The organism is Streptomyces sp. SID12501, assembly GCF_010550245.1.
GTDB lineage: Bacteria > Actinomycetota > Actinomycetes > Streptomycetales > Streptomycetaceae > Streptomyces.
This window is the reverse complement of record NZ_JAAGLU010000045.1, coordinates 59,644-73,362: the sequence shown is the minus strand read 5'-3', so window position 1 is coordinate 73,362 and position 13,719 is coordinate 59,644. Positions and strand designations below refer to the sequence as shown.

The 13,719-nt window shown below is 69.2% G+C and carries 12 protein-coding genes and 1 tRNA gene; 10 read left to right on the top strand and 3 right to left on the bottom strand.

The window, feature by feature from the left end; all coding sequences use genetic code 11:
• The 3 genes from G3I71_RS38980 to G3I71_RS38970 form a co-directional block, all read left to right on the top strand.
• Positions 1-929: AIM24 family protein (locus G3I71_RS38980; protein WP_164322570.1), on the top strand; the 929-nt coding region annotated here is incomplete at its 5' end.
• An 11-nt stretch (positions 930-940) separates the two neighbouring features.
• A complete protein-coding gene (locus tag G3I71_RS38975) occupies positions 941-1,621 on the top strand; it encodes an AIM24 family protein (protein WP_164322568.1) in 681 nt (226 codons plus the stop codon).
• Between the two features lie 17 nt (positions 1,622-1,638).
• The gene (locus tag G3I71_RS38970) at positions 1,639-2,394 is read left to right on the top strand and encodes an AIM24 family protein (protein ID WP_164322566.1); all 756 of its coding nucleotides are present in this window, start codon (positions 1,639-1,641) and stop codon (positions 2,392-2,394) included.
• A gap of 66 nt (positions 2,395-2,460) precedes the next feature.
• On the opposite strand, the gene G3I71_RS38965 is transcribed toward G3I71_RS38970, so the two are convergent.
• Together G3I71_RS38965 and G3I71_RS38960 are read right to left on the bottom strand one after the other, a co-directional pair.
• Complete coding sequence (locus G3I71_RS38965) at positions 2,461-2,982, bottom strand: NUDIX hydrolase (RefSeq protein WP_164322565.1); 522 nt, start codon at positions 2,980-2,982, stop codon at positions 2,461-2,463.
• Complete coding sequence (locus tag G3I71_RS38960; protein ID WP_164322563.1) at positions 2,979-4,382, bottom strand: zinc-dependent metalloprotease; 1,404 nt, start codon at positions 4,380-4,382, stop codon at positions 2,979-2,981. The genes G3I71_RS38965 and G3I71_RS38960 overlap by 4 nt, the downstream gene beginning before the upstream one ends.
• A gap of 187 nt (positions 4,383-4,569) precedes the next feature.
• On the opposite strand from G3I71_RS38960, the gene G3I71_RS38955 reads away from it, so the two are divergent.
• The 4 genes from G3I71_RS38955 (at position 4,570) to G3I71_RS38945 (ending at position 7,734) form a co-directional block, all read left to right on the top strand.
• A complete protein-coding gene (locus tag G3I71_RS38955) occupies positions 4,570-5,682 on the top strand; it encodes an SDR family oxidoreductase (RefSeq protein ID WP_164322562.1) in 1,113 nt (370 codons plus the stop codon).
• 147 nt (positions 5,683-5,829) lie between these two features.
• The gene (locus G3I71_RS38950; protein WP_164322560.1) at positions 5,830-6,291 is read left to right on the top strand and encodes a molybdenum cofactor biosynthesis protein MoaE; all 462 of its coding nucleotides are present in this window, start codon (positions 5,830-5,832) and stop codon (positions 6,289-6,291) included.
• Positions 6,292-6,422: 131 nt separating this feature from the next.
• Positions 6,423-6,581, top strand: a complete 159-nt coding sequence (locus tag G3I71_RS50485; protein WP_006379628.1) for a hypothetical protein — start codon at positions 6,423-6,425, stop codon at positions 6,579-6,581.
• 58 nt (positions 6,582-6,639) lie between these two features.
• The gene (locus G3I71_RS38945) at positions 6,640-7,734 is read left to right on the top strand and encodes a PDZ domain-containing protein (RefSeq protein WP_164322558.1); all 1,095 of its coding nucleotides are present in this window, start codon (positions 6,640-6,642) and stop codon (positions 7,732-7,734) included.
• Positions 7,735-7,796: 62 nt separating this feature from the next.
• Here the strand turns inward: G3I71_RS38945 and G3I71_RS38940 are convergent, their stop codons facing one another.
• Complete coding sequence (locus G3I71_RS38940) at positions 7,797-8,339, bottom strand: PPA1309 family protein (RefSeq protein ID WP_164322556.1); 543 nt, start codon at positions 8,337-8,339, stop codon at positions 7,797-7,799.
• A 165-nt stretch (positions 8,340-8,504) separates the two neighbouring features.
• Between G3I71_RS38940 and G3I71_RS38935 the strand changes: the two genes are divergently transcribed.
• From G3I71_RS38935 to G3I71_RS38925, 3 genes are all read left to right on the top strand, one after another.
• Entirely contained in the window at positions 8,505-11,483 is a 2,979-nt protein-coding gene (locus G3I71_RS38935; protein WP_203732535.1) for a UPF0182 family protein, read from the top strand.
• Positions 11,484-11,555: 72 nt separating this feature from the next.
• A tRNA-Met gene (locus G3I71_RS38930) sits at positions 11,556-11,629 on the top strand.
• A 206-nt stretch (positions 11,630-11,835) separates the two neighbouring features.
• On the top strand, positions 11,836-13,644 hold the full coding sequence (locus G3I71_RS38925) for a tetratricopeptide repeat protein (protein ID WP_164322552.1): 1,809 nt from the start codon (positions 11,836-11,838) through the stop codon (positions 13,642-13,644).
• The last annotated feature ends 75 nt before the right edge of the window (positions 13,645-13,719 follow it).

The following is a 13,719-nucleotide window of genomic DNA, read 5'->3' as shown; positions in this document are numbered from 1 at the left end:
CTTCCGATCCGCCCCCGGCTCCGGGGCCCGCGCCCTACGGAAAGCAGGGGCCCCCGCAGCCCCCGTACGGCCAGGCGCCCGGCCAGGCAGGATCACTGCCCCCCGGCTACGGCCAGCCGCAGGCGCCCCAGGCCCCGCCCGGCCCTCCCGGCTACGGGCAGCCGACCCCGCCCCCGGGCTACGGCCAGCAGCCCCCGTTCGGGCAGGCCCCCGGCCAGCAGGCCACCTACGGCGTGCCCCAGGGCGTACCGCAGGGTGCCGGTCAGGGCGCCGGCGTCACAGCCGCGCTCCAGCAGTTCAAGGAGACGCCGACCGGGCAGCGCTGGACGCAGCAGAACAAGAAGCTGATCCGTGTCGACCTGGGCATGGGCGGTCAGCCCGTGCTGGCCCGGCAGGGCAGCATGGTGCTCTACCAGGGCAAGGTCGACTTCAGCTACAAGGGCGCCGGATTCGCCGGCCGCGTCGTTGGTGGCGCGACCGGTCAGGAGATGCAGCTGATGCGCTGTACCGGCCAGGGCCAGGTGTTCCTCGCCGACAACTCCACGATGCTGCACCCCATCGAGCTGCAGGGTGATGGCATCTGCGTGTCCGCCGAGAACGTCCTCGCGTTCGACGAGAGCCTCCAGTACGAGGTGCGTCGCGTCGAGGGGCACGGCATTCCCGGCGGTGCTCTCTTCACCATGCTGTTCACGGGCACCGGCACCATCGTCGTGAAGACGCACGGCGTCCCCGTCGTCCTCCCCGTCACGCCCACCACGTTCGCCGACTGCAATGCCGTGGTCGCCTGGTCCGCCGCCTCCCAGGTGGTCGTCTCCAGCCAGGTACGGATGCGCCGCAACGCCTACCCCGGCGACACCGGGGAGGGCGTCAACCTCCAGTTCCGAGGCGCGCCCGGCAACTTCATCGTCGTCCAGCCGTACGAGGTCTGAGGGAGCCCGTCATGAACCAGCCACTCGCGGGCTACGCTCCCGCACCCGTCACCGCCCGCATGGACAACCACGGCAATCACATGCTGAAGGTCGCCATGCAGACCGGAAACGACCTCCTCGCGCGCGTGGGGTCGATGGTCGCCTACGAGGGGTTCGTCCAGTACGAGCCCAACCCGCCGGCCGTGCGCCAGATCGCCAAGGACTGGATGACCGGCGAGGGCGCACCCCTGATGAAGTGCTCGGGGGACGGCCTGCTCTATCTCGCCGACTACGGCGCGAACGTGGTCGTGATCAACCTCAACGGCGACGGCATCTCCGTCAACGCCACCAACCTGCTCGCCTTCGACGCGCACCTCACCTGGGGCGTCGAGCGGGTCAAGGGGCTGGCGAAGTTCGCCGGGCAGGGCCTGTGGAACACCAAGATCTCCGGGCAGGGCTGGGTCGCGCTGACCTCCCGGGGCAAGCCGATCGTCGTCGACTGCGGTGGCGGCGAAGACGAGACGTACGTCGACCCGGACGCGCTCGTCGCCTGGTCCCCGAACCTCAAGGTGAAGGGCAAGCGCAGCTTCAAGGCGCAGTCGCTCATCGGCCGGGGCAGCGGCGAGGCCTTCCAGATGGCCTTCTCCGGCCAGGGCATCGTCGTCGTCCAGCCCAGCGAGGACAGCACCGACCGTCTCCGGTTCCGGGGCTGAGGGGGAGCCAGAACGCCATGCAGAGCCCACTTTTCGCGCACAACGACTCGCAGACCCAGGAGCGCTGGAGCCTGCAGAGCAAGCAGATGCTCCGGGTCACTCTGGAGGGCCACGACGACATCCTCGCCCGCAAGGGCACGATGGTCGCCTACCAGGGCCTGATGGAGTTCGACGCCGAGTACCAGAGCAACAACCAGGGCCGCTCGCGCGCACACACGGGCGAGGGCCTGGACCTGATGCGCTGCCACGGCCAGGGCACGGTCTACCTCGCCAACCTCGCCCAGCACATCCACGTGGTGGACGTGGAGCAGGACGGGCTGACGGTCGACAGCAGTTACGTGCTGGCGATGGACTCCGGGCTGCACCACGAGGTCATCGCCGTGGACAGCCTCTACGGCATCTCCGGTTCCGGGAAGTACCAGCTCAACATCACCGGCCGCGGCAGGGTCGCTCTGATGACCTCGGGCGCGCCGCTGATGATGCAGGTGACGCCGGACAAGTACGTCAACTGTGACGCCGACGCGATCGTCGCCTGGTCGACCGGCCTGCGCGTGCAGATGCAGGCCCAGACGCACACCTCCGGAGTGTGGCGACGCCGCGGCAACACCGGCGAGGGCTGGGAGCTCAGCTTCATGGGCAGCGGCTACGCGCTGATCCAGCCCAGCGAGTTGCTGCCGCCGCAGAACGCCCAGATCGGCCAGGGCGCCGCCGCCCAGTTCGGTATGGGACAGCATGGGGCCCGGGCGCAGAACCAGGGCAACGCCTGGGGCTAGCCGCACCGGACAGGTGACAGGTGACGTGTAAGGGGCGACCACCGTGGGCGGTCGCCCCTTACACGTTCACAGTCTGGCGCGGGCTGCTTCGAGCAGTCGTACGACTGAGTCGTCCGCTACGTCCGCCACCTCGGAGTAGGCGAACCAGCGCAGGTCCAGGGACTCGTCGCTGATCGCCTCCACAGCTCCCCGAGGTGCCACGGCGGCGTACTGCACGTCCAGGTGCCAGGCACAGGGCGTGTGGTGCCGGTCCAGACGGACCGGAGTGCTCCCGAGGAGTCGCAGCGAGGGGATGCCGGACTCCTCCGTGGCCTCGCGGAGCGCGGCACCGGCGAGTGTGCTGTCGCTCTGTTCGCAGTGCCCGCCCATCTGGAGCCACATCCGCAGCTTCTTGTGAAGCGTGAGCAGGACCCGCTCACGCTCCGGGTCGATCACGAGAGCGCTGGCTGTGATGTGTCCGTCCTCGCAGCCCTTCCACATCCCGTCGGAATGGCCGTCCAGATGGTCCAGGTAGGCCTGACGGAGATCTTGTTGATCCTGATCCTCGTACTTCTCCAGCACCTGGACCGCGTCGTCGTGGAGAGTCACTCGGAGTCGTCGTCCTTCTCCAGGTTCGGCTTCTCGGCGGAGCCGCTCGCCGCCTCGCCGAGCATCTTGTCCAGCTCGGAGAAGTCGAGCTGCTCGCGGTGCACGAAGCCGTCCGGGTCGTCCAGGTCGGAGGCCGTCGGCAGCATGTCCGGGTGGGCCCACAGACCGTCCCGGCCGTCGACACCGCGCGCGTCCGTCAGCGACGCCCACAGGCGCGACGCGTCACGCAGGCGGCGCGGGCGCAGCTCCAGGCCGATCAGGGTGGCGAACGTCTGCTCGGCCGGGCCACCCGAGGCACGGCGGCGGCGCAGCGTTTCGCGCAGCGCGTCAGCGGACGTCAGACGGGGCTTCGCCGCAGCGTGCACCACCGCGTCGACCCAGCCCTCCACGAGGGCCAGCGCCGTCTCCAGACGGGCCAGGGCGACCTTCTGCTCCGGGGTGTCCTCCGGCTGGAACATGCCCTGCTGAAGCGCGTCCTGCAGCTGTTCCGGGTTCTGTGGGTCGAACTGGCCGACCACGTCCTCCAGCTTGGCCGTGTCGACCTTGATCCCGCGCGCGTAGCCGTCGACCGCGCCGAACAGGTGCGAGCGCAGCCACGGCACATGGGCGAACAGGCGCTGGTGGGCGGCCTCGCGCAGGGCGAGATACAGCCGCACCTCCTCCTGCGGCACACCCAGGTCCTTGCCGAACGCCTCGATGTTCGCCGGCAGCAGCGCGGCCCGGCCCGTCGGGCCCAGCGGCAGACCGATGTCCGTCGAGCCGACGACCTCGCCCGCGAGCACCCCGACGGCCTGTCCGATCTGCGTGCCGAACATGGCGCCGCCCATGGAGCGCATCATGCCGATCAGCGGGCCCGCCATGGCCTGCATCTCCTCGGGCAGGACATCGCCCATGGCCGCGCCGACGCGCTCGGCGACCGGGTCGACCAGCTCCTTCCAGGCGGGCAGGGTCGCCTCGACCCACTCCGCGCGGCTCCACGCCACGGCGGAGCCCGCGCCGGACGGCAGCGATGTCGCATCGTCCAGCCACAGGTCCGCAAGGCGGACGGCCTCCTCGACCGCGGTGCGCTCCGAGGGACCGATGCTGGAGTCCTTGACGCCGTCGGACGTCCCCTGGGAGACCGTCTGGCGGGCGATCTGCTTGGCCATGTCCCAGTTCACCGGACCGCCCTCGTACGAGAGCATCTGGCCCAGCTGCTGGAACGCGGCGCCCAGGTCGTTGGGGTTCATGGAACCGAACATGGCTGCGAGCGGATTGTCGCCTCCGGGACCACCGAAGCCGGGCAGTCCGAAACCGAACGGTCCCTGACCACCACCGCCCTGCTGGTCCTCCTGCTTGCCCTCGTCGCCGTTCTCCGGCTCCTCCGGCGGAAGGCCGAAACCGAATGGGGTGTCACTCACGGGATTCCTCGGCTGGTAAGGCCGTCGGCTCTTCGACGGCGGCTGCCCGACAACACCACCCAGCCTAGACACCGTGGCCGGTTGGGGGCTCGGTGCTTCGCCGACTCCTGGCCTGCGGCAGGATGGATGTCACCTGGTACGTACGCGTCACGCGCGTCCTTACTGAAGACAACCGCTGGAGACGCCGGTGAGTTCCCCAGATCCGCAGGTTCGCGCAGCGCGAAACCACTCAACCAACCCGGGCCTACGCGGGCCGGTCGTCGCGGTCACCGGCGCCGCGACGGGCATCGGAGCGCTGCTCACCGAGCGGCTCGCCGCGTCCGAGGAGATCAAGCAGGTCGTTGCCATCGACGAGCGCCGCGGCGAGTGCGCGGCGGCGCAGTGGCACATCCTCGATGTGCGGGATCCGGCCATCGCGGAGAAGCTGCGGGGCGCCGACGTCGTGGTCCATCTGGCCCTCGATCTGGACCTGGAGACGGACGGCACGGCCCGTACGGCGTACAACGTGCGCGGGACGCAGACCGTGCTGACGGCTGCCGCCGCGGCCGGGGTGCACCGGGTCGTGCTGTGCACGTCCGCGATGGTCTACGGGGCGTTGCCGGACAACGAACTGCCGCTCGCGGAGGACGCCGAGCTGCGGGCGACGGCCGAGGCGACCGGGGTCGGAGACCTGCTGGAGATCGAGCGGCTGGCCCGGCGCGCGCCGCGAGCGCATCCCGGGCTCAATGTGACGGTCGTGCGGCCCGCGGTGCTGATCGGCGGTACGGACACTGCTCTGACCAGGTATTTCGAGTCGCCTCGGCTGCTGGTCGTGGCCGGGTCGCGGCCTGCCTGGCAGTTCTGTCACGTCGAGGATCTGTGCAGTGCTCTGGAGTACGCGGTGCTGGAGAAGGTCGAGGGGGAGCTGGCTGTCGGGTGCGACGGGTGGCTGGAGCAGGAGCAGGTCGAGGAGATCAGCGGGATCCGCCGTATGGAGCTGCCGTCCGCTGTGGCTCTGGGTGCGGCCGCCCGGCTGCACCGGATCGGGCTCACGCCCTCACCGGCCGGGGATCTGGCGTACACGATGTATCCCTGGGTGGTGAGCGGCAGCCGGCTGCATGATGCCGGGTGGCGGCCTCAGTGGAGCAACGAGGAGGTGCTCGCGGAGCTGCTCGAGGAGGTGGCCGGGCGGCATACGGTGGCCGGGCGGCGGCTCGGGCGCAAGGACGCGACTGCTGCGGGGGCTGCGGGCGCGACGGTGGCGTTGTTGGGTACGGCTGCGTTGGTGCGGCGGGCTCGGAAGGCTCGGCGGCGGTTTTGAGGGGGCGGGGTGGGATTGTTTTCGCCCCCGCCGCCCTTACCCGTCCCATCCCTGGGGGCTGTGCCCCCAGACCCCCCTGTCGCGCTGAATGCGCTCGTCCTCAAACGCCGGACGGGCCGGATGTGCTGGGCGTGGCACGATGGACATATGGCATCCCTCAGTGATCATCCCGGTGAGCAGGCGGCTCTGGAGCCCATCAAGCTCGTTGCCGTTCGGGAGACGCCGCTCTCCCTGGACGAGGTTTTCCGGGCTGTGGGAGACGACTCCGCCGGGGGGACCGCCCTGTTCGTGGGGACCGTGCGGAATCACGACGGTGGTGCCGACGTCGACGCGCTCGGCTATTCGTGTCACCCCAGCGCCGAGGCCGAGATGCGGCGTGTCGCCGAGAAGGTCGTCGCCGAGTTTCCGGTGCGGGCGCTGGCCGCTGTGCATCGGGTCGGGGACCTGGCCGTGGGGGACCTCGCTGTCGTGGTCGCCGTGTCCTGCCCGCACCGGGGCGAGGCCTTCGCGGCCTGCCGGAAGCTGATCGACGACCTCAAGCACGAGGTGCCCATCTGGAAGCACCAGACGTTCTCCGACGGTACCGAGGAGTGGGTCGGCGCCTGCTGAGCCGGGCGGGTGACCCTGCGGGTGAGGCGTCTCCGGTTGCGTAACCGCCCCCCGGGCGTGAGCGTTGACACGGCGGAGGTTAATCTGCTGATCAGTCAGTTGCGGTCGCTCTTTGGGGTTGGGAGGTCGGCATGGCGGCACTCGCCTGGTTGCTGATTCCGCTTGTGGCTGCGATCGGCGCCGGTCTGTGGGGCAGTTGGGCCAACCGGACGCGCAGGACACGCGGTGACGGTCCCGAACTCGACGGTTACGAGCGGTTCCGCGAGGCCATGGAGAAGTCCCGTACCTGAGCCACCGGACGGGCGGCCCTGACGGTGCGCCGACAGGACCGTCCCGTACTGTCGTGCCATGCCACGCCGCACCGCGACGCTGCTCGCCTCCACCCTGATGCTGATCGCGCTCCTGTGCGCCGGAGTGTTCATCAACGTGCCGTATTCGGAGCTGTCGCCGGGGCCGACCGTGAACACTCTCGGGGACCACGGCGGCGACCCGGTGCTGCAGATCTCCGGGCGCAAGACCTATGCGACCACCGGGCATCTGAACATGACCACCGTTCGGGTCACCAGCGCCGACTACAAGATGAACCTCGTCGAGGCCGTGTTCGGGTGGCTCTCGCACGACAACAAGGTCGTGCCGCACGACACGCTGTACCCGGACGGCAAGACCGAGGAGCAGTCGACCCAGGAGAACGCCGAGGAGTTCAGCCAGTCCCAGGAGAGCGCAAAGGTCGCGGCCCTGGAGCAGCTCGACGTCCCGGTGCAGTCCTGGGTGATCGTCTCCACCGTCCTGAAGGGGTCCCCGGCCGAGGGCGCGCTGCACGCCGGTGATGTCATCAAGGCTGTCGACGGTACGACGGTCAAGGAGCCCGGCGACGTCGCCAAGCTGGTGACCAAGCACAAGGCCGGCGAGAAGGTCGTCTTCGCCATCGTGCCCGCCGCGGAGCAGGCCGCCGCCGAGAAGGCGAACCGGGCGGCCACCAAGACGCGGAACGTCACCATCACGACCACCAGGTCCGCCGACGACAGTGCCGAACGCGCCATCGTCGGGATCTCGGCCGGGACCGACCACACCTTCCCGTTCACCATCGACATCAAGCTCGCCGATGTCGGAGGGCCCAGCGCGGGGCTCATGTTCGCCCTCGGCATCTACGACAAGCTGACGCCCGGGAGCCTCACCGGCGGCAAGTTCGTGGCCGGTACCGGCACCATCGACGACGACGGCAAGGTCGGCCCCATCGGTGGGATCGAGCTCAAGACCGTCGGCGCGCGGGACAAGGGGGCCCAGTACTTCCTGACGCCGGCCGACAACTGCGAGGCCGCCGCCAAGGACACCCCCGAGGGGCTCACGCTCGTCAAGGTGGGCACCATCGGCGAGGCGTTGAACGCCCTCAAGGACATCCGCTCCGGTGACACCGGTGAGCTGCCGAAGTGCAGCACCAAGTAGTAGTTGGGCAGGAATGTGGGTGAGCGGTCCATAGGACCGCTCACCCACACCTCCTTCCTCCGTCAGTCCGCGAACGTCGCCGAGAGTGCCTCCGCCAGGCCCGGTACCAGGCCCGAGCCCGTCAGTACTTCCGTCGCCGCGTCCTTCTCGCGCAGGCGTACCGCCGAGTCGCGCGTGCCGTCGCGCAGGACCGCGACCGTCATCCGGACCTCCTGACGGTCCGCGTGCGCGGCGACCCAGGCCGCCAGCTTCTTCTCGCTCAGCCCCGCCGGAACCGACGCCTCCGCGGACGGCGGGAGCATCAGGCGCTCGACGGTGAGGGCGCAGCCGACCACCGAGTCGGGCCAGGCGATGGTGGCGAGGAACTCGTCCAGCGGTTTGCCCGCCGGAATCTCGTCCTGCTCGATCGGGGTGAGGCCGGTGGTCGCCTGCTCGTCGGCCAGGCCGAGCTGGGCTGCGAGAGCAGGTTCCTGGACCCGCAGTCGGGCGGTGTCTACGAGGGCGAAGAGGCGAGCCGGCTGGTCCCAGCCGAGGCCGGAGACGTACTCGTCGATCTCGAGTACGGCCCGGGTGAGCGGGTTCGCCGCCATGGGAGTGTTGGACATGGTCACAATCCTGCCTCGTTCATGGCCCGAAGCGGGAACCGAGTAAAGCGTGAGTAAGTTGCATAGGTGAGGCCCCTACGATCACGGGCCCTGACGGAGGGTCCGCGATCACGGGGGCCTGACGGACCGACAGCGACTTTTGAGGTGCCAACCTTGGCTTTCCAGATGCCGGACCGCGGCGGAGGCCCGCAGGGGCCACGGATCAGAGTGGGCCGCCCGTCCCGGCGCGTCCGGACCCTGCTCATGACGCTGGGCGTCCTTGCCGTACTCGGCATGGCGTTCATCATGTTCGCGGGCTTCTGGACTGACTGGCTCTGGTACCGCTCGGTCAACTACTCATCGGTCTTCACGACCACCCTGTGGACCAAGATCGGCCTTTTCTTCGTCTTCGGTCTGCTGATGGCGACCGCGGTAGGGGTGAACATCTGGCTGGCGCACCGGCTGCGCCCGCCGCTGAGCGCCATGTCGATGGAGCAGCAGAGCCTCGACCGGTACCGCATGGGCATCGCCCCGTACAAGAGGTGGCTGCTGCTCGGTATCACCGCCCTGGTCGGCCTCATCGCGGGCGCGTCGGCGTCCGGGCAGTGGCGGACCTGGCTGATGTGGGTCAACGGGGTGTCCTTCGGACAGAAGGACCCCCAGTTCGGTCTGGACGTGTCGTTCTACGCCTTCGACCTGCCCTGGTACCGCTTCCTGATGGGCTTCGGCTTCGCAGCCGCGATCCTCTCCCTGATCGCCGCAGCCCTCACCCACTATCTGTACGGCGGGCTGCGCATCACCAGCCCGGGGGCTCGCGCCACGGCAGCGGCGACAGGCCATCTGTCCGTGCTGCTGGGCATCTTCGTCGCCCTCAAGGCGGTCGCGTACTGGCTCGACCGGTACGGCCTCGCGGTGAAGTCGAGTGACTTCAAGGCGACCGGCAACTGGACGGGTCTGCGGTACGTCGACGCGAACGCCTACCTGCCGGCCAAGACGATCCTGTTCTGCATCGCCATCATCTGCTCGCTGCTGTTCTTCGCGACCTTGTGGCGGCGCACCTGGCAGCTGCCCGTCATCGGCTTCGGACTGATGGTCCTCTCGGCCATCCTCATCGGCGGGCTGTACCCGGCGATCGTGCAGAAGTTCCAGGTCCAGCCGAACGAGCAGGCGAAGGAGGCCCCGTACGTCGAGAAGAACCTGAAGGCGACGCGCGAGGCTTACGGCATCGACGGCGCCAAGGTCAGCGAGTACGCCGGCCGCAGTGACACCGAGGACAAGACCAAGCTGCGCGACGACGTCGACGCCACGGCGAGTATCCGCATCGTGGACCCGAACATCGTTTCGCCGACGTTCCAGCAGCTCCAGCAGATCAGGAACTACTACGCGTTCCCGACCAACCTGGACGTCGACCGGTACAGCAAGGACGGCAAGGACCAGGACACGGTCATCGGTCTGCGTGAGCTGAACCTCAACGGCATTCCGAAGAACAACTGGATCAACGACCACTTCCGTTACACGCACGGATTCGGCGTGGTCGCGGCCAAGGGCACCACGGGGGACGCCCAGGGCCGACCGGTCTTCACCGAGTCCGACCTGCCGTCCTCGGGTGACCTCGGGACGTACCAGCAGCGGATCTACTACGGCGAGAAGACCAGCCAGTACTCGATCGTCGGCGGTCCCCAGAAGGAGATCGACTACTCCGACGACACCGGCGAGAAGACCACCAGCTACCGGGGGAAGAGCGGCGTCAGCCTCTCCAACCCGATAAACCGTGCCGCGTACGCCGTCGCGTTCGGTGAGCCGCAGATCCTCTACTCCGGTGCCATCGGTGAGGGTTCGCGGGTTCTGTACAACCGCACGCCCAAGGAGCGCGTCGAAGCGGTGGCGCCCTGGCTGACCATCGACGGTGACGCCTACCCGGCCGTCATCGACGGTGAGATCCAGTGGATCGTCGACGCCTACACGACGACGAACGGCTATCCGTACGCCTCTCGCACTACTCTGGGAGACACGACGGCCGACTCGCTCACCGCCGGCAACAACCAGCGTGCGGTGGTGGCCCAGCAGAACCAGGTCAACTACATCCGCAACTCGGTGAAGGCGACCGTCGACGCGTACACCGGCGAGGTCAAGCTCTACCAGTGGGACACCGAGGACCCGGTCCTGAAGACCTGGATGAAGGCCTTCCCGAACACGGTCGAGCCGAAGAGTGACATCTCGGCCTCGCTGATGGCCCATCTCCGGTACCCGCAGGACCTGTTCAAGGTCCAGCGCGAGCTGCTGACCCGCTACCACGTGGCGGACGCCGAGACGTTCCTCAGCGGTTCCGAGGTGTGGCAGGTGCCGGACGACCCGAGCAACAAGTCGGGCGACGCGGTGCCGCCGTACTACCTGAGCATGAAGATGCCCGACCAGCAGGCGCAGGCGTTCTCCCTGACGACGACGTTCACGCCGAACGGCCGGGACAACCTGAGTGCCTTCATGTCCGTCAACGCCGAGGCGGGGACGAGCGATTACGGCAAGATCAGAATCCTGAAACTGCCGACGAGCGGAACCGTCAGCGGACCCAAACAGGTCCAGAGCCAGTTCAACTCCGAACAGAACATCGCCGAGACCATCAGGCTGCTGAGAGGCGGGGATTCGGAGATCGAGTACGGCAACCTGCTGACGGTGCCGCTCGACGGAGGACTGCTGTACGTGGAGCCCGTCTACGTACGAGGAAGCGGACTCAAGTACCCGCTGTTGCGCAAGGTGTTGGTGACCTACGACGGCCAGACCGCCTTCGAGGACACACTCGACGCCGCACTCGACAAGGTCTTCGGGGCGGAGGCCACGACCACCGAGCCACCGGACGACGGCGACGGTACGACGACGCCACCACCGGCGTCCGGCAACCCGACGGTCCAAGAGGCCCTCAACGATGCCCAGAAGGCCTTCGACGACGGCCAGGCCGCTCTCAAGAAGGGCGACTGGGAGGCGTACGGCACGGCGCAGACAGACCTTGAGGATGCGCTCAAGCGGGCCGAGGCGGCGCAGACCGCGGCCGACAAGAAGACCGGTAGCGGGAGTGGTTCCTCCGGTAGCGCGAGTCCCAGTCCCAGTCCCAGCGGTAGTCCAAGTGGCAGTCCCAGCAGCAGTCCCAGTAGTACCTCCACCAGTAGTTAGTGCTGCTCGGAGGCCCTGCTGAGGCTGCGGCTCCCGCTCCTCCCGCGCCGTGGTACGGTTTGAACACAACGGCGCGGGGTGGAGCAGCTCGGTAGCTCGCTGGGCTCATAACCCAGAGGTCGCAGGTTCAAATCCTGTCCCCGCTACTGAACGCGAAGGCCCGGATCCTCCAAGGATCCGGGCCTTTGTGATGTGCGAACGCATGTGCCGACCTGGTGAAGGCCGCGCCTACCCGGGGCAGTTGAGGGTAATTGTGTTTCACTTGTCTCTCTGTGGGCATGTCGACAAAACGCTGTAGAGACCTCACTGGCTGCGGTATACCAGGTGTACCCAGGTTGCAGGTGGTGCGACGATGGACGTTATGGGGGACAAGGCAACTCTGTTGGAGACAGGGCGATTTGTGCAGCCTTCCGACCGGGACGAAACCGGCGAGGCGGTAGAAGAGGCACGCAGGCGGCTCGCGGCCGAGGCCGGCGACGTCGAGGCGATGAGTGTCCTCGGAGCCATGCTGCTGCGCCGCGGTGATCTCGACGGAGCCGAGCCTCTGCTGCGTGCCGCCACCGCCGTGGGTGACCGTGCCGCGGCCAACAACCTCGGGGTCCTCCTCCACCAGCGCGGGTACGCCGACGACGCCGCCGGATGGTGGCGGATCGCCGCCGTCGCCGGCTCCGCCCCCGCCGCGCACGCGCTCGGCCGCCACCACCGCGAGCGCGGCGACGAGCCGGCCGCCGAGTACTGGCTGCGCCAGTCCGCCGAGCAGGGGCACGTGCTGGGCGCGTACGCCCTCGCCGATCTGCTGGAGCACCGCGGGGACGTAGCCACGGAGCAGTGGATGCGGGTCGCCGCCGAGCGGGGGCACCGGGAGGCCGCGTACCGGATTGCCCGCGCGCTCGACCGCAAGGCCGCGGAGGGTACGGAGAGCGCGGGCGCTGAGGACAGTGCGGGTGACGGTGGTGCCGGGGAGGCCGAGCAGTGGTACCGCCAGGCCGCCGCTCGGGGGCATCAGCGGGCCGCGCTCCATCTCGGGGCCATTCTGGAGAGGCGCGGTGAGCTCAAGGAGGCCGGGCGCTGGTATCTGACGTCCGCCAAGGACGGCGAGGCCCGGGCCGCGTGTGCGCTCGGGTTCCTGCTGCGTGACGCGGGGGACGATGAGAGCGCCGCCGTGTGGTGGCTGCGGGCTGCCCAGGACGGGGACGGCAACGCCGCCAACGCGCTGGGCGCGCTGCACGCCGAGCGTGGTGAGACCCAGACGGCCGAGCGCTGGTACCGGGCGGCGATGGACGCCGGGGACGTGAACGGGGCGTACAACCTCGGCCTGCTCTGCGCCGAGCAGTCGCGTACCGCGCAGGCCGAGCAGTGGTACCGGCGGGCCGCGTACGCCGGGCACCGCGAGGCCGCGAACGCGCTCGCCATTCTGCTGCTGCAGGGCGGTGACGCGTCCGGAGCCGAGCCGTGGTTCTCCAAGGCCGCCGAGGTGGGCAGTGTCGATGCCGCCTTCAACCTGGGGATTCTGCACGCCGGGCGGGGCGAGGACGTGGCCGCGCTGCGGTGGTACGAGCGTGCCGCCGGCGCCGGGCACACCGAGGCGGCGCTTCAGGTCGGGATCGCCCGGCTGCGGGAGGGCGACGAGCGGGAGGCCGAGCGGTATCTGCGGTGTGCGGCGGGCGGGGGGAGCCCCGAGGCCGCGTATCGGCTGGCCTCGGTGCTCGACGCGCGGCGTCCGCAGGCGCCCGCGCACGAGCTCGGTGAGATCGCGCACGAGAAGACGGAGTGCGAGGAGTGGTACGAGCGGGCGGCTTCCCAGGGGCATCGGCGGGCGCAGGTGCGGGTGGGGATGCTGGCGTCGGCTCGTGGAGACGTGGTGGAGGCGGCTCGGTGGTACCGGGCCGCGGCTGAGGCCGGGTCTCGTAACGGGGCGTTCAATCTGGGGCTGTTGCTGGCCCGGGAGGGAAGTGAGCCCGAGGCCGCGGTGTGGTGGGCTCGGGCGGCTGAGGCGGGGCATGGGCGGGCCGCGTTGCGGCTGGCGCTGGTGTATGCGCGGCGGGGGGAGTTGGCGGAGGGGCAGCGGTGGGCCGATCTGGCGGTTTCGTTGGGGCCTGGAGAGGTCGCGGAGCGGGCGGCTCGGTTGCGGGATGCGTTGCGGGAAGAGCTTTCTGCTTGAGGGCGCGGTGGGTGGGGGTGGGCGTTGGCTTTTTCGCACCCGCCGCCCCTACCCGTCCCATCCCTCCCACAGCCC